Source organism: Yoonia vestfoldensis DSM 16212, assembly GCF_000382265.1.
GTDB lineage: Bacteria > Pseudomonadota > Alphaproteobacteria > Rhodobacterales > Rhodobacteraceae > Yoonia > Yoonia vestfoldensis.
On the sequence record NZ_KB907986.1, the window covers coordinates 78,374 to 94,439 of the forward strand.

The following is a 16,066-nucleotide window of genomic DNA, read 5'->3' on the forward strand; positions in this document are numbered from 1 at the left end:
TTCATTCCTTTATAGGTCAGAGTCCGGGTGAAACCCCGCGTTTCTGCGAAGTCAGGGCAGGAAGATCGCCTTCACATTGACGAATTCCTTCATGCCGAAACCGCCATGCTCGCGCCCGTAGCCGGAATCCTTGACGCCGCCGAACGGCATGTTCGGATCAGCCGCCCCGAACGAATTGATGCGGATCATACCGGTGTCGAAATGGTCACGAGCCAGCTTGATCGCGCGGTCTTCGTCCTCGGAAAATATGCCGCCACCCAGCCCATAGCGGCTTTCATTGGCAAGACGCATCGCATTCTCGTCATCCTTGGCACGGATCACCGATGCCACAGGGCCGAAGATTTCATCGTCATAGGCGGGCATTCCGGGTGCCAGATCGGCCAGAACGGTGGCCGGGTAATAGGCCCCCTTGCGGTCCGGCACATCACCGCCGCACAGGATCGTGGCCCCTTTGGCAACGCTTGATTCGACCTGGTCCTTGACCTTGTCGCGCTGTTCCTTGCTGGACAGCGGGCCAAGCTGGCTGTCGTCATCCGTCGGATCGCCCATGACGATCGCCTGCATCTGCGCCACATAGGCATCGACGAAAGCGTCATAGACCTTGTCCGTGACGATGAACCGTTTGGCGGAAACACAGGTCTGGCCGTTGTTGTAAAGCCGCCCCATGACAGAGAATTTCACTGCCGTTTCGATGTCAGCGTCTTCCAGCACCAGATAGGCGTCGTTCGACCCCAGTTCGAGCACCGTCTTCTTGAGCGCTTTCGCCGCCGCCGCGCCAACGTGCCGCCCCGCACCATCGCTGCCGGTCAGCGTGACACCGCGCACCTTGGGATGCGTGATCAGCTTGTCGCTGGTGTCGTGGTCGATGATGACGACCTGAAACAGATCCTCGGGCAGCCCCGCTTCGATGCAGAGCGCGCGCAGCCGCAGGCCGGACCCTGTGCAGACGCTGGCATGTTTGAGAACACAGCCGTTGCCCGCCATCAGATTTGCCGCAAGCACGCGGATCGGCTGATAGAGCGGGAAATTCCACGGCTGGATCGAATAGATCACGCCCAGCGGCTGATAGCTGACGAGGCCGCGTTTCTGGTCGGGACCATAGGTGCGGTCTTCGTCCGCCAGCGCGTCGGGTCCGTGCTGGGCGGTATAATCACAGATCGCCGCGCAGATTTCGACCTCTGTCAGTCCGTCCTTGAGCAATTTGCCGGTCTCGCGTGTCATCAGGGCGGCCAGTTCATCGGCATGCGCGCGCAGCTTTTCAGCTATCTTCGTCAGATAGGGTGCCCGTTCTGCGTGGCTTCGTTTGCGCCAGTCCAGAAACGCGGCGTGACACGCCTCGATCCGGTCGGTCGCCTGCTGTTCGGTCATGATGTCGTAGGTTTGGACGTCTTCTTCCGTCGCGGGGTTGATGGTCGTAAAAGTCGACATGTGAACTCCTTATCGGTCTGCTACGGCAACGCAGGGGTCCACCATTCGTTCCTTGTCTGCGAAAGCCTCACGGCAGCGGCTTGCGCAGACATCCCCCGAACCAGCAATGGCGATCGCGGCGCAAAGGCGTGGTTCAAACGCCGGCCCTGTCTGTGCCGGACGCATGCGCCAGCAGGCCGGTCATGGCCAGAGAGCGCGCGCGACATGTCGCGGCTTGCGTCACTTTGCGCGGGTCACATGTGACGTGGCGGCAGGCTTGGCGCACTGCAGGCTCGGGCTGGTCACTGGTTTGCGCCACCGCTTACAGCGGCTCAAGCACCAATGTCCCTGAAAAGACCTCGCGCGCGGCGCTCTGGATCAGGCGCGCAATCCGCGGCGCGGCATCGTCTATGCTGCCACTGCGGCACACGAGGCCCACCGATCGCAGGGTGCGGGGTCCGTCGATCGGCACGACGGCGACGTCCGCATCGTTTGGCCCGATTTCAGACCGGACATAGAGCGCCGGCAAAAGCGCGATCCCCATGCCCATACCCGCCATCAGCCGGATGGCGTCAAGGCTGTTGCCTTCGTAATCCGCCCGCAGCCGTGCGCCCAGCGTCTCGCATAGGTCGGCGACCTGCTGGCGCAGGGCAAAGGCAGGGCCCAGCGCCAGCACCGTTTCGCCGCGCAGATCCTCGCGCGTAATGCGGCCGCGCGCGACGAACGGATGGTCGCGCGCCACGACCAATTCCAGCGGTTCGCGGAACAGCCGGATCGGGGTGATGTCGCCACGCACGGGCAATTGCACAAGGATCATGTCGAAATCCCCCCGCGCCAGCCCGGTCGCCAGCGTCTCGGGCGGGCCTTCGCGGATGAACAGTTGCAGATCGGGGTGGCGCGCATGCAGCCGCGCGATCACATGTGGCAAAAGGTAAGGCCCAAGCGTGCCCGACGCGCCGAAACGGATGACCCCCGACAGGCCGGACCGGGGCGCGTCAAAGCGGTTGACCAGCGTTTGCGCCGCATCAAGGATGGCGCGGGCGCTGTCATAAACCTCGCGGCCGGCGAGCGTCGGGATCACCCCTGCCCGCCCGCGTTCGACCAACCGCTGCCCCAGCCGTTTTTCCAGCGTCGCAAGTTGCACCGACAAGGACGGCTGGCTGATCCGGCAATGTTCGGCCGCCGCCTTGAAGCTGCCGGTCTCGACCAGAGCCACAAAGTATTCAAGCTGGCGCAGGCTGGGCAGATCTCGCATGGCGGCCTCAGAGGAAATCGTCTTCGCCGCCGCCTGCGTCAAAGGCGGGGGGTGGCGGTGGTGCGCCTTCACCGCCGGGCGCATCCGCGCGGAACAGCACATCGGGCAGCCATGTTGCGAGTTCGGGGAAAATCCACAGCACCGTCAGCGCGATCAGCTGGATCGCGATGAACGGCAGCGCCCCGCGATAGATCATCGGCGTCGTGATCGTGCGTGGGGCCACGCCACGCAGGTAAAACAGCGAAAAACCGAAAGGCGGGGTCAGGAACGAGGTTTGCAACAGCATCCCGATCATGACGCCCAGCCAGATCGGTTCGACGCCCATCACCAGCAGCACGGGTGCCGTGATGGGAATGACGATGAAGATGATCTCGAATGTATCCAGAAAGAAGCCGAGCACGAAAATGATCACGAACACCACCAGAAGTGCGCCGAACTGCCCGCCCGGCATGCCTTCCAGAAAGCCGCGCACCATGGCGGTGCCGCCGAGCTGGGTAAAGACCAGCGCAAAGGCGGTCGCGCCCAGCAGGATGATGAACACCATCGAGGTGATCGACATGGTCGACAGCGACGACTGAAACAGCGTGCGCGCATAGCTGCGCCGCAGATCACCGCGCAGCGCGATCCCCAAAAGCGCCAGAACCAGCAGGACCAGCATCGTGTTGAGCAGACCGACCGCACCAAAGGCCCAGGCGGTCGTCGCAAGACCCAAAAGCGCGATGATCCAGAACCAGAACAGCCGGATATCGCGGCGCGGGTCGCCTTCTTCGCCGAAATAGGCATCGGCGAACAGTTTCACCGCCGCCAGAAACAGCGCGCCGACCGCGCCGACGCTGGCGCTTTCGGTGGGCGTCGCAACACCGGTCACGATCGAGCCCAGCACAGAGACGATCAGCAACAGCGGCGGGATCAGCGCGCCAACGATCCGCAGCCCCAGACCGGCCTTTTCGGCCTCGGTCATGATGACGGGCGGGCAGCTTTTGGGATCGAAGATCGCCTTCCAGATGATGAACGCCGAAAACATCGCGACCAGCGCCAGACGCCGTTGTTGCGCAACTCCGGCCCGAGGCGTGACTGCCCCTTTCCCCACTGACGTCATGCCACGCGGATGATCTCAGCGGTGCCGAGGGCGTTGAAGCGGTTCATGAGGGCGATGCGGATGTGGATTTCGGCGGTTTGTCGGTCGGGGTCTCTTGCCATGATGCGCTCGCCGAAGGATTTCAAGCAGACCATCCTCGCTTCGATGCGGCTGCGGGCGTGGTATCCCGTCCAGCGTTTCCAGAATGCCCGACCGTAGTGCCGTGTGACCCGCAATGTCTCGTTTCTGACGCGTGCGGCCGGGCAGTCGTCTTTCCACAGGCGGCCGTTCCTGCGGATCGGGATGATCGCAGTGCCCTGCCGGTCGACGATGGCCTTGTGGCAGCGGCGCGTGTCATAGGCGCCGTCGGCTGTGACGGTGCCGATCTGCTCGTCCGCCGGGATCTGCCCGAGCAGATCGGGCAGCACGGGGCTGTCGCCGTCGCGGCTTGGGGTGAATTCCACGGCGCGGATGTCGGATGTGGCCGGGTCCATGGCAAGATGGACCTTGCGCCACTAGCGGCGGCCCTGCACCCCGTGCTTGCGCGCCTGCCATTCGCCATCACCGAGGCATTTGATACCGGTGCTGTCGACGAGCAGGTTCAGCGGCCCGTCGGCGCGGCGATAGGGAATCTGCACGGCTAAGGTCTTCTGCCTGCGGCACAGGGTAGAAAAGTCGGGCACCGGCCAGTCCAGCCCCGCCAGTTTCAGCAGGCTCGCCACCATCCCCGCGGTCTGTCTGAGCGGCAGCTTGAACAGTATCTTGATCGACAAACAGAACTGTATGGCCGCATCGGAAAAGACCGGCGGACGTCCAGGCCGCCCGTCATGCGGCGCGCGCCAGGTCATGTCCTTATCGATCCAGATCAGCAGGGACCCCCGCTTGCGCAGCGACGCGTTGTAGCTGGACCAATTTGTCGTGCGGTAGCAGGCAGGTGATGGCTTGCTCATGCGGCACGTCTAACGGCATGGATTCACAAAGTGAATCCTCCGTCGTCAGACTTTTGCAACAACGCCCTTTGCCATCCCCAACAGGGCATTACCGCAGAATTTCAAAAAGCACCTGGCCGGGATTGGAAAGCGGCACCCGCCGCAGCCAATTCGCGGTCCCGCCTTGTGCAAGATCGGTCGCGAATGCACTGTCGTATGTGCCTCCGGCGCATAAGAGCAGATAGGTCGCTCCGGTCGCCAAAAGGTAGGATTCCATGTCGTCTTCTTCCAGGGTGAACGGGGTATAGCTGTTCGCAAATGCCGCTGCGCTGCGATGAAACGCAGCCGACAGGGTATCATGATGCGTCGCCCAGATAATCTGCGCGCCGAAATGGGGCGAAACGATAATCTTTCCAGGAGGGGCTTCGTTGAGCGTGACCAACGATGCGTAGCTCCGGCAACTGGTAAAGGTCGTCCTTGCCTCAGACGCGCTTGCTGCCTTGTTCTGTTCGAGTATCGGACGCAAGTTTATCGCGATTGCGGTCGGCGTGATCATCACAACCGTCATCAACGTCGCATAGACAACCTGCACGACATCACGACCCGCATGATACGCGATCAGACGGCGCGCGATGACATAGCCCGCAATCATTGGGACGACGGCAGCCGGAAGGTTGACCATGCGCATCTGCAAACAAACAAGACCCGCTCCGGCAAGACACAAGAGCAGCAGCAGACCAAGTGCCCGCGTCCTTTCACGTGAAATATCCGGGTTGCGGCGGTCAAGGAAATGCTGGGTTGCGCCAGCGATCAGTGCGGCAAATACCGGAAGAACAAGGACAATTGCACCGACAGGGTTGCGCGCGATCAATTCCCAAAGCGGTGCCATCTCGATAAAATCATTTTTCATCATCTGCTGTAGATAAAGCGGAAGCTCTGCATATGGCCCAGCGGTACACGGGCCAATCAAGGGCCATGTCAGACCAAGACCGAGGACCGATATGATCGCGGTGCAGGCAAGGTAGACGAGAGGCTGAGAATGGAGACGACGCGACACAAGCGGCAATAGACACGCGGCAGCGGCAACCCCGATCAGCGCAACCACAGGCAAAGCAAGCTGATCACAACGCGGCATCAAAAGCGCGCTTGGCGCCGTCTGACCAACCCAAAACACCACCGACGACATCCCGATTGACAGGCAGAATGCGACAAGCCTGGCGCGCGACGGGCTGGTCAGGGAGGACAGGTAAACCAGCATCCCTACGGTCAAGACAAACAGCAACGCCTCGAGGCCCACGGCCAACGAAAAACCTGCCGCAAGGCCGATTGCGACCCCTGATATTCTAGGACGGTCGGGCCAGACAAGGCCGAATGCCATGGTGAGCATCATCAATATCTGCACATTGTGATGGTCAATCATCCCCGGCCCCATATACAGGTCCGCAAAGACAGGCCAAAACATCAGACAGGCCACCGCGACACAGGCCGCTGCTGTCCCAAAAACGCGGCGCGTGCCAAACCCGACAATCAGAAAGCCAAGGATGACCATCAGCGTCGACCAAACGGTGACGCCGATTTGCTCGGCCGTCTGCATCGGCAGCACAAGCGACAGCGGGTAAATGATCGACGCAATGCCGGCATCGATATAACGCGACCAATGCACCGGCAGCCCCACCGGCGGGTTGATCCGGTATTGGGTCATGTCGAACCAGCCTTGCCCTGCAATCAGGTGGCGCACGGACATCAGCCGCAACACATCGTCGTTGTTGAGGCGCGCGAAACTTTCGGGGCCGCCAATCGCGAATATCACCCCGTTGACAAGAGCAAGTGCCAGCGCACACGACAGGGCGATCAGGAAAGCGTTTTCTTGCAGATAGCGGATCAGCCTTGCCGAATTCATCGGTCTCTTTCCGGCGTTAGGTTCTTTGAACGCATATCACGGAGGGAAACAGCCACACACCTTAAACGCGCAATCGATTCCGCAGAATTATGGCTGTTGCACGAGGGCCGCAAATCTGATCCGCCATGCGGAACAGAAATCGGGATTGCATCCGAATGACGGCAGATCCGCAGCCTGAACACAGAATGACTTATGCAACAGGGGTGAACCAACAATCTTGATGCCCAGTCCGCATCAGACAGAGACGCTTGAAACATCTCTCGTCCAAGCAAGGATGCGTGCCATCAGGCAGGCCTTTGGGTCAGGTCGCGAGATGATCGTGATCGCTCTGCTATGACCGGCGGCCCGCGCGGTTGTTGCGATAGCGGAGGCTTTGATCACCTTGGCGCAACGCAACGGGATGCAACTTTGCAGGCGTTGGCAGTTTGGACGAAGCGCATCACCACGTCCGATGATGCGCGCCATCTTTTCGTCAGGGGTTGATCGCAAGGCGTATGGCGTAGGCGACAACAAAGAGAGCCAGCACACTCAAAAGCCAAATGGCGACGAACCAGCCGAGTTTGCGAAATGTGGCAGCCATCAGTGATATCCCTCTGCTGGGTCAATCTTGCCGCGGAACACCCAATAGGCATAGGCGGTATAGGCAAGGATCATCGGGACCAGCACGACGGTGCCCACCAATGCAAACCGCAAGCTTTTGTCAGGTGCGGCGGCCTCTACGATCGTCAGGCTGGGCGGAACGATATTGGGATAGAAACTGATCCCGATGCCGATGAAGCACAGCACAAAGATGCTGATCGCGGCCAGAAATGGTTGATTGTCCTTGCCCGCCTTCAGCCCGGTAAACAGCGCCCATGCGGCGGCCAGCAGGGCACCCGGCATCAACACACTGAATATGCTGCCCGGCAGGTTGAACCAGCGATGGAAATACACCGGATCCTGGAACGGGGTCATGATGCTGACGATCCCGATAAAGCCAAGTGTCCCCGCCCCGAGCCACCACGCATGGTTTTGCATCTGGCGCTGCAGGTTACCTTCGGTCTTCATGATGATCCATGTCGCGCCCAACAAAGCATAGCCGACGACAACGGCAAACCCCGTCAGGACCGAGAACAGGCTCAGCCAATCCCACCATCCGCCCGCATAGGCCCGGTCCGCCACTTCGATCCCCTGAACCAAAGCACCCAATGCGATCCCCTGCATGAACGCCGCGACAATCGAGCCACCAAAGAAAGCGATATCCCAGACCGGTTTCCATCTTTCGGTGCGCCAACGGTATTCAAATGCGACGCCGCGAAAAATCAGGGCCAACAACATCAAGATGATGGGCATGTACAATGCCGGCATGATGACCGCGTAAGCCAGCGGGAAAACGGCAAACAGCCCTCCACCGCCCAGCACCAACCAAGTCTCGTTGCCATCCCAGATGGGCGCAACAGAGTTCATCATCATCGCCTTTTCCCGCTCTCCCTCGGCGAGAGGGAAAAGAATCCCGACCCCAAGGTCAAACCCGTCAAGGATGACATAGGTCAGGACCGCAAAAGCGATGATGCCAGCCCAGATAAAGGAAAGTTCAAACATGTCGTGCTCCTTACTCGCCTGGAATTGCGTCAGGGTCGGTCTGCATGATGGGCGTGATCCCAGCTGTCCGGATCGGACCATCCTTGAGCCCCAGATGAACGGTTCCGGCTGGCTTGTTCATCATGCGCAGCAAATAGAACGTGCCCGCGCCAAAGACGAAGAAATAGACGACGATAAACGCCAGCAGAGATGCGGCCACTGCGGGTGCGGCAACCGGGGCCAGACTGTCGCTGGTGCGCAGCAGGCCATAGACCGTGAAAGGTTGGCGTCCGACTTCGGTCGTAATCCAGCCTGCCAAAACGGCCACAAATCCCATTGGTCCCATCACCATGGCGGCGCGGTGCAGCATCGGTGTGTCATAGAGCCGCCCGCGATACCGCCGCCAGGCGGCCCATGCACCCAGACCCAGCATGGCAAACCCAAGGCCGACCATCACGCGGAAGCTCCAGAAGACGATCGCCACAGGCGGCTCGTCTTCGTCGGGAATTGTGTCCAGCCCGTCAAGCGGCGCACCCCATTCGTGTTTCAGGATAAGGCTCGAAACCTGGGGAATTTGCACTGCATAGTCGATCCGCTTTTCGTCCGGGTTGGGGATGCCAAACAGGATCAGTGGCGCGCCATCAGGATGGCTGTCATAATGCCCTTCCATGGCCATGACCTTGGCTGGCTGATGTTCCAATGTGTTGATCCCATGAAAGTCGCCCGCAAGGATTTGCAGCGGAGCCACAACGATCAACATCCACATTGCCATCGAAAACATCCGACGGGCGGGCGCATCTTCGCGGTTGCGCAAAAGATGCAGACCTCCGACGCCGCCAACAACAAGGGCCGTCGTCAGATAGGCAGCTAGAACCATGTGAACCAAACGGTACGGGAAAGACGGGTTAAAGACGATCTGCCACCAATCTTCTGGTACGAACTGTCCAAGGTCATTGATGCTGTATCCAGCAGGTGTCTGCATCCAGGAATTGACCGACAAGATCCAGGTGGCGGACATCAGCGTCCCAAAGGCCACCATGGCCGTGGCAAACATGTGTAATTTGTCACCGACGCGTTCCCGCCCGAACAACATGATCCCAAGAAACCCTGCCTCGAGAAAAAACGCCGAGAGGACTTCGTAAGCCATCAACGGCCCTAAGACCGGTCCAGCTTTGTCGGAAAACACCGACCAATTCGTCCCGAACTGGTAGGACATGACAATGCCCGACACGACGCCCATGCCGAAGGCGACCGCAAAGATTTTTTTCCAGTAGTTGAACAAGGTCAGATATGTTTTGTCCCTCGTGCGGAGCCACAAGCCATTCAGCACGGCCAGATAGCTGGCCAGCCCGATAGAAAACGCAGGAAAGATGATGTGAAACGACACTGTGAATGCAAACTGCATTCGGGCGAGTGTTTCTGCGGTCATACCGTCAAACATGGTGTTTGCCTCAGTTGAGTACCCGGCACTTCAGAGCGCCGCTAAGTGCCGTCAATTGCCCTGTGGACCAAAATCGCCACTGGTGATCGCGCCATCGCCATCGCGGTCCACTTGAGCGACCCAAGCGGCAGAATTGGCGATGAATTCGTCCAGAGAGACTGCGCCATCTTGATTGGTGTCATTGAAGGCCAAGGTCAGGCCGACCTGCATCCGGTCGCCCCCTTTGCCGTGGCCGTCCGCATTGTTGTCCATGTCCGCTGCACGGGTTTCGTCGAACATCACATATTCTGCTGCATCCAGCATGCCGTTCTGATCATTGTCGAACATGTTGAAGACCATTTCACGGCGTTCGACGACTTCGGCAACTGTGACCGCGCCGCTTGCGTCGAGATCCCAGTTGGCAATGAAATGCGACCCGGGCGTGTCCTGGGCCAAAGCGGCGAATGGGACAAGTGCAGTTAATGTGGCGATTACGATGAGGTTTTTCATTGTAGTTTCCAATTTTGTCAGAGGGTCAGACTAAAGTTTCACGGTCCGCAGGTAGGATCGGATCGTGTCATAGCCCTGCGGGAAAGCGATCGTTGCATCGGCGTCTGTTACCGACGGCGGGATGATCACCTTTTGGCCCGGTATCCAGTCTGCGGGGGTTGCGATTTTGTATTTATCGCCAGTTTGCAGCGCATCGATCACGCGCAGGATTTCATCGAAATTGCGTCCGACATTCATCGGATAGGTCATGGTCAGGCGAATTTTCTTGTCCGGGTCGATGGTGAACACCGACCGCACGGCAGCCGTCTCGCTCTCGCTGGGGTGGATCATGTCGTACAATTTGGCGATCTTCAGATCTGCGTCGGCGACGATCGGAAAGCGCAACGTGGTTTTTTGCGTGTCGTTGACGTCATCAATCCACTTCAGGTGCTCTGCAACGGTGTCGGTCGATAATCCGATCGGCTTCACGCCACGCGATGCAAACTGCGCGGCCAACTGCGCGGTGCGACCCATCTCTGTCGTACACACAGGGGTGAAATCTGCCGGGTGGCTGAAGAAGAACGCCCAGTCGTTGCCAATCCAATCGTGAAACCGGATGGGACCAGTCGTTGTCTCTGCAGAAAAGTCTGGGGCCGTGTCGCCGATTCTGAGGCTCATGATGCTTATCCTATATTTGAAATAGTAGTTTTCTTTGCCTGCGTAACCGAAGCCATTTACAAAAGCAATACTTTCAATGTAACTTTAAGCTGCGACAACAGGAAGCATCATGAAACTGACCAGCTATACCAACTATGCCTTGCGTTCCTTGCAGCTTGCAGCGCTCAAATCGCCTGATCTTGTCCGCGTTGATGATGTGGCGAAGATCCACAACCTCTCACGCCCCCACATCATGAAGATCGTGCACGAACTGGGAAGGGCCGGTTATCTTGAAACCGTTCGGGGGCGGGGCGGTGGGTTTCGTCTTGCCCGTCCGCCCGAAGACATCATCGTCGGCGATGTGGTCAGGATCACGGAAGGTCCGCTTGATGTCGTCGAGTGCTTCAACCCAGAGAAAAACACTTGTCCGCTGATGGGGATCTGTATCTTGTCCCGGAAAATGCAGGACGCGACGGCGGCTTTTATGGCTGTCCTCGACGATCTGACGATAGCGCAAATTGCGTCAAACCGTGGCCAACTGATGGAACGGATTGCCCCGTTGGAAATGCCTCGGACAGAGACAATGTCCCGATGACAGAGACACAACAACGAGCAGAATGTTTCTTCCAAGCCCGGCAAGCCGCGTTCTGGGAACACCATCCTTTCTGACTTGCGAAAACCAGCCGGCAGAACGCTCGGATTCAAATTCAGACGATCACGTTGCGGCCCGCGCAGGAGTATTTGCGGGCGTTGATCCCTATGCGCCAGACTTGTCGGCCACATGGCATGGACGACCTGCTGACAACGGAAGTGCTGGCAATGCGCGAGGAATGATCGGTTGAGTCACGCTTCGGGGACCGGATGATCGCAACTGGCGAAACCATTTTCGGCAAAACCCACTGGCGATTGTCCGTCCGCCCCTTTAGCATTTTCGCGCAGACGGCGACAAAACAAGGAGCAAAGGCGCGTGAAACGACGGGATGTCCTAAGCCAGACCATCGCGCTCAAGCTGGAGGCCGCCATCATTGCTGGCGAATTGGCGGCCGGAACGCGCCTTGACGAGGTAACGCTGGCCGACCGCTACGATGTGTCCCGAACCCCCGTGCGCGAGGCGTTGCAAATCCTTGTGTCGCGCGCCCTCGTTACGCGCATCCCCTTTCGCGGCACTGTCGTGACCGAGATCACCCACCAACGCATCAATGAATTGTTCGAGGCAATGGGCGAGATCGAGGCGCTCTGCGGGCGTTTTGCCGCCGAACGGATGGGCATGGATGAACGCGCCAAGCTTGAATCGCTACACGACGACATGGCGCAGATCATGCTGGCGCAGGATGTCGGGGCCTATGAACAGGCCAATACCGTCTTTCATCAATTGATCTATCTTGGCGCGCGCAACAGCGAATTTCAGGCCTTGGCCGAAGCGATGCGCCTGAAACTTGCCCCGTTCCGACGGCGGCAACTGGCGGATGAACACCGTATCGCCCGATCACACCGTGAACATGCCCAGATCGTCGAGGCGGTGATGCAACGCAACGGCGCTGCCGCCGACAAGGCCTTGCGTCGGCATCTGACATCGGCGGCGAAAGCGATGTTGCTGCACTGGCCCGAGGATACGCCGTTCAGCCAAAGGCGGACATCAGCATCTTGATCGACGTGACCAGCAGAAACACCGCAAAAGCGCGCTTGATCCAGACCGGTTCCAACGCATGCGCCAGTCGCGCGCCCACCGGCGCACAAGCCACCGACAGCGGCAGGATCAGCGCGACGGCCGCGATATTGACATAGCCCAGCGAAAACGGCGGCCTGCCTTGCACGCCCCACCCCGCCACGATCATCGCGAGCGATGCAGGCACACCGATGACCAGCCCCAGCGCCGCCGCTGTGCCGACTGCACGGTGGACCGGGACGGAAAACGCGGTCAGCAACGGCACACCCAACGTGCCGGACCCGATCCCCATCATGGCGGAGACCAGCCCGACAAAGCCTGCCATCGCCGGTTGCACGCCGTGTGTCGCTGGCAGACCCGCGGCAAGGATGCGCGTCTTGGGCCGCGCCATATTCCACGCCACCAACAGCGCGATGACGCCAAACAGCGCCAGCAAAGCCCGCCCCGACACGATCCCCGCCAAAGCCCCGCCCGCCAAGGCACCCAAGCCCATGAACGGCGCCCAAAGCCGCAGAATATCTGTATCGACCGCGCCGCGCGCATGATGCGCCCGCGCCGACGAAGAGGCCGTTACCGCGACAGCGACCAACGATGTGGCAACGGCCACCTGCATCCCCAGGCCCGCAGGCAGGCCCAGCCAGCCAAAGACCCAGAACAGCACCGGCACGATGACGATCCCGCCACCCACGCCCAGCAATCCTGACAGCACGCCTGCGACGGCCCCGGTCGCCATGATCCCCAAGATCAGCGGGATCAGCTCTGCCCAGTCCAGCGTCACGCTCAGAACCCGAGCGCCGCGCCGTCAGAACGCGGATCGGCCCCCACCTCGATCACCCCATCAGGCCACAGCGCGACACCGCCGGCATGGCCTGCCAGATCACTGAAATCGGGGATCATCTCGACATGATGCCCTGCCGCACGCAGACACGCGATCAATGCGGGGTCAAAGCGGCTTTCCAATTTCAGGCTGGTCGTTGCATCGCCCCATGTCTTGCCCAGCAACCAGCGCGGCGCGGTGATCGCCTGCTGCAAATCCTGCCCGAACAGCGCGTACCGGCTGAACAACGCGGCTTGCGTCTGCGGCTGGCCTTCACCGCCCATCGTCCCATAAGCCAGCACCCGCCCGTCATCCAGATGCGCCAAAGCGGGGTTCAGCGTGTGAAACGGCCGCGCGAAAGGGCGCAACTGGTTGGGCCCCGCAGCAAGGCTGAAGCCCGCACCACGGTTTTGGAAAAACACGCCGGTGTCGGGACAGACCAGACCAGACCCGAATTCCCAGAACACCGACTGGATAAAGCTGACAACGCAGCCGTCCTTGTCCGCCGCCCCCATCCAGATCGTGTCACCGGGTTTGGCCACCTCGGGCCACGGGCGCGCGCGTTCGGTGTCGATCTGTTCAACCAGAACATCCAGTTTGTCAGGGTCCAACCAGTCCTGTGCGGACCCGGCCATGTAATCCGGATCGCCCAGTTCCGCGTTGCGTTGCAAGAACGCCAGTTTGGTCGCCTCGATCAAGCCATGCAGATGCGCGAAACCTTCTGGCTGTGTCACACCCAGCCGGTCAAAAAGGGCGAGGATCATCAACGACGAGATGCCTTGTGTCGGCGGGTTGCTGTTGAACAATCGCCCCGCGCTGATCCGTGTGGTCAGGGGCGGTGCCACCTCTGCGTCAAAGCGGCTGAAGTCATCAACACGCAGCGGGCTGCCTGCCGCTTGCAGAAACCCCGCATGGGTCCGCGCCAGATCGCCGCGATAGTAATCATCAAGCCCCGCTGTCGCCAGTTGCGCCAACGTCCGGCCAAGCGCGGATTGCACCAGCCGGTGCCCCGCCTTGGGCGCCTGACCCTGATGCAGAAAGGCCTGCGCAAAGCCCGGCACATCGCGCAGCCCATCCAGCTTTTCGCGTGTCGTGCGCGCCTGATTTTCCGTCACCGCCACCCCGTCACGCGCCAGCGCAATCGCCGGGGCCAGCAGATCAGCCAGCGGCAGACGGTTGTCTTTTGGACACAGCTGCAACGCCGCGCGCCAGCCCGCAATCGTGCCGGGTACGGTCAGTGCCGCCAGCGGACCGCGGGCAGGCACCGCATCAGCGATACCATGCTCCGCGTACCAGTCCACCGATGCCAGCCCAGCGGCACGTCCGCATCCGGCCACCGCCACAGGCGGCTGGCCCGGCCGATGGATGATCCAGAACCCGTCGCCGCCGATCCCGTTCATATGCGGATAGGCAACCGCAATGGTTGCGGCAGCGGCAACCATCGCCTCGACCGCGCTGCCGCCAGCGGCCAGAATATCGCGCCCGGCCAGCGCCGCCGCACGGTGCGGAGCGGAAAAGCCGCCGTTGAACCCATAGGCTGAACTGATCATCCTACCACCCGATCGCTGCGGGCAGCCATGTCGCGAGACCAGGCATAAAAAAGACCATCGCCAATGCAACAAATTGCAATCCGATGAAAGGGATCGCCCCCTTGTAGATGTCCATCGTGGTCACACCGGGCGGCGCCACACCTTTGAGAAAGAACAGCGACCAGCCGAAAGGCGGCGTCAGGAAACTGGTTTGCAGGTTCAGACAGATCAGAATCCCCAGCCAGACCGGATCCACGCCCGCCTGTATGAAAAACGGAAGGAACAAAGGCAGCGCGATATAGCTGATCTCGATCCATTCCAGAAAAAAGCCCAGGACGAAGATCAACAGCATCAGAAACACCAGCGCACCTGTCACACCGCCGGGCACCCAGTCGAACATACGCTCTACCAGATGTTCGCCGCCCAGCCCGCGAAACGCCAGACCAAAGACCTGCGCGCAGATCAGAATGAAAAACACCATCGCCGAGATCAGCAAGGTTGACCGCGCCACCGCAAACAGCATCGCACCCGTCAGGCGGCCCGATAGCGCGACAAACACCAAAGCACCGACAGCACCCATCGACGCAGCCTCGGTCGGGGCAGCGATACCGCCGATGATGCTGCCCAGCACTGCGATGACAAGCCCAACGGGCGGGCCGACCACCAGCACCACTTTGCGCAACAACGCAAGGCGCGACAGCGCGCGGCGTTCTTCGACGGGGATCGGCGGCATCGCACCGGGCACCCACCAGGCATAGGCCAGAATGGCGACAATATAGACCGCGGCCAGCGTCAGCCCCGGCACCATCGCCGCCGCAAACATCGTGCCGACGGATTGTTGCAGGATATCCGCCAGCAGGATCAGCACCAGCGACGGCGGGATGATCTGCCCCAAGGTGCCCGAGGCTACGATCATCCCTGTGGCGATGGTCTTGGGGTAGCCACGCCGCAGCAACGTTGGCAAGGTCAGCAGGCCCAGGGTTACGATCGTCGCGCCGACGATCCCGGTCGCAGCCCCCAGCAGGACGCCGACAAAGATGATCGCCACCCCCATGCCGCCTTGGACATTGCCGAACAGATGGCCCACGACGTCGATCAGTTCCTCGGCCAGTCGCGACTTTTCAAGCATGACCCCCATAAAGACAAACAAGGGTATCGCCATCAGCGTGTAATTCGTGACCACGCCGTAAACCCGTGAAGGCAACAGATTGAACAGCGACGCCCCGAACCCGAGATACCCGAAAACAAAGGCCGAGGCCGCAAGCGCGATCCCGACGGGGATGCCGATGATCAGCAGCACGAAAAAGGCGACGATCATCGCGATCGCCAAAAGTTCCATAGGTGTCATAGGTATTGACC

15 protein-coding genes and 1 pseudogene are annotated in these 16,066 nt (G+C 60.4%); 2 read left to right on the forward strand and 14 right to left on the reverse strand.

Features of this window, described 5'->3' with window-relative positions; genetic code table 11:
* Positions 1 to 51: 51 nt before the first annotated feature.
* The 11 genes and pseudogenes from H147_RS0114275 to H147_RS0114320 form a co-directional block, all read right to left on the reverse strand.
* Positions 52 to 1,428, reverse strand: coding sequence for an NAD-dependent succinate-semialdehyde dehydrogenase (locus tag H147_RS0114275; RefSeq protein ID WP_019956063.1), 1,377 nt, complete (start codon positions 1,426 to 1,428; stop codon positions 52 to 54).
* A gap of 301 nt (positions 1,429 to 1,729) precedes the next feature.
* On the reverse strand, positions 1,730 to 2,662 hold the full coding sequence (locus tag H147_RS0114280) for a hydrogen peroxide-inducible genes activator (protein WP_019956064.1): 933 nt from the start codon (positions 2,660 to 2,662) through the stop codon (positions 1,730 to 1,732).
* 7 nt (positions 2,663 to 2,669) lie between these two features.
* On the reverse strand, positions 2,670 to 3,761 hold the full coding sequence (locus H147_RS19815; protein ID WP_081625868.1) for a TRAP transporter large permease subunit: 1,092 nt from the start codon (positions 3,759 to 3,761) through the stop codon (positions 2,670 to 2,672).
* Positions 3,758 to 4,690, reverse strand: a pseudogene (locus H147_RS19820) (IS5 family transposase). Before H147_RS19820 ends, H147_RS19815 begins: the two are co-directional and overlap by 4 nt.
* An 88-nt stretch (positions 4,691 to 4,778) precedes the next feature.
* On the reverse strand, positions 4,779 to 6,569 hold the full coding sequence (locus tag H147_RS0114295; protein ID WP_019956068.1) for a hypothetical protein: 1,791 nt from the start codon (positions 6,567 to 6,569) through the stop codon (positions 4,779 to 4,781).
* 234 nt (positions 6,570 to 6,803) lie between these two features.
* Complete coding sequence (locus H147_RS21050; protein WP_162561683.1) at positions 6,804 to 7,034, reverse strand: hypothetical protein; 231 nt, start codon at positions 7,032 to 7,034, stop codon at positions 6,804 to 6,806.
* A 7-nt stretch (positions 7,035 to 7,041) separates the two neighbouring features.
* Positions 7,042 to 7,149 (reverse strand): DUF2474 family protein, encoded by a 108-nt coding sequence (locus H147_RS20570; protein WP_019956069.1) that lies wholly within the window; start codon positions 7,147 to 7,149, stop codon positions 7,042 to 7,044.
* Positions 7,149 to 8,150, reverse strand: a complete 1,002-nt coding sequence (gene cydB, locus H147_RS0114305) for a cytochrome d ubiquinol oxidase subunit II (RefSeq protein WP_019956070.1) — start codon at positions 8,148 to 8,150, stop codon at positions 7,149 to 7,151. Before cydB ends, H147_RS20570 begins: the two co-directional genes overlap by 1 nt.
* 10 nt (positions 8,151 to 8,160) lie before the next feature.
* Complete coding sequence (locus H147_RS0114310) at positions 8,161 to 9,570, reverse strand: cytochrome ubiquinol oxidase subunit I (RefSeq protein WP_026352554.1); 1,410 nt, start codon at positions 9,568 to 9,570, stop codon at positions 8,161 to 8,163.
* Positions 9,571 to 9,621: 51 nt separating this feature from the next.
* Positions 9,622 to 10,059 (reverse strand): EF-hand domain-containing protein, encoded by a 438-nt coding sequence (locus H147_RS0114315; protein ID WP_019956072.1) that lies wholly within the window; start codon positions 10,057 to 10,059, stop codon positions 9,622 to 9,624.
* Positions 10,060 to 10,089: 30 nt separating this feature from the next.
* A complete protein-coding gene (locus tag H147_RS0114320; RefSeq protein WP_026352555.1) occupies positions 10,090 to 10,716 on the reverse strand; it encodes a peroxiredoxin in 627 nt (208 codons plus the stop codon).
* Between the two features lie 109 nt (positions 10,717 to 10,825).
* Here H147_RS0114320 and H147_RS0114325 point away from each other — a divergent pair, with 109 nt between their 5' ends.
* The gene (locus H147_RS0114325; protein WP_019956074.1) at positions 10,826 to 11,290 is read left to right on the forward strand and encodes an RrF2 family transcriptional regulator; all 465 of its coding nucleotides are present in this window, start codon (positions 10,826 to 10,828) and stop codon (positions 11,288 to 11,290) included.
* A gap of 372 nt (positions 11,291 to 11,662) precedes the next feature.
* Positions 11,663 to 12,343 (forward strand): GntR family transcriptional regulator, encoded by a 681-nt coding sequence (locus H147_RS19825; protein WP_019956075.1) that lies wholly within the window; start codon positions 11,663 to 11,665, stop codon positions 12,341 to 12,343.
* Here the strand turns inward: H147_RS19825 and H147_RS0114335 are convergent.
* Genes H147_RS0114335 through H147_RS0114345 form a run of 3 tightly spaced genes read right to left on the reverse strand, consistent with a single transcriptional unit; the run spans position 12,315 to position 16,055 of the window.
* Positions 12,315 to 13,139, reverse strand: coding sequence for a sulfite exporter TauE/SafE family protein (locus tag H147_RS0114335; RefSeq protein ID WP_019956076.1), 825 nt, complete (start codon positions 13,137 to 13,139; stop codon positions 12,315 to 12,317). The two genes, H147_RS19825 and H147_RS0114335, sit on opposite strands and share 29 nt — an antisense overlap.
* Before the next feature lie 2 nt (positions 13,140 to 13,141).
* The gene (locus tag H147_RS0114340) at positions 13,142 to 14,728 is read right to left on the reverse strand and encodes a gamma-glutamyltransferase family protein (protein ID WP_019956077.1); all 1,587 of its coding nucleotides are present in this window, start codon (positions 14,726 to 14,728) and stop codon (positions 13,142 to 13,144) included.
* Between the two features lies 1 nt (position 14,729).
* The gene (locus H147_RS0114345; RefSeq protein WP_026352556.1) at positions 14,730 to 16,055 is read right to left on the reverse strand and encodes a TRAP transporter large permease; all 1,326 of its coding nucleotides are present in this window, start codon (positions 16,053 to 16,055) and stop codon (positions 14,730 to 14,732) included.
* Positions 16,056 to 16,066: the final 11 nt, after the last annotated feature.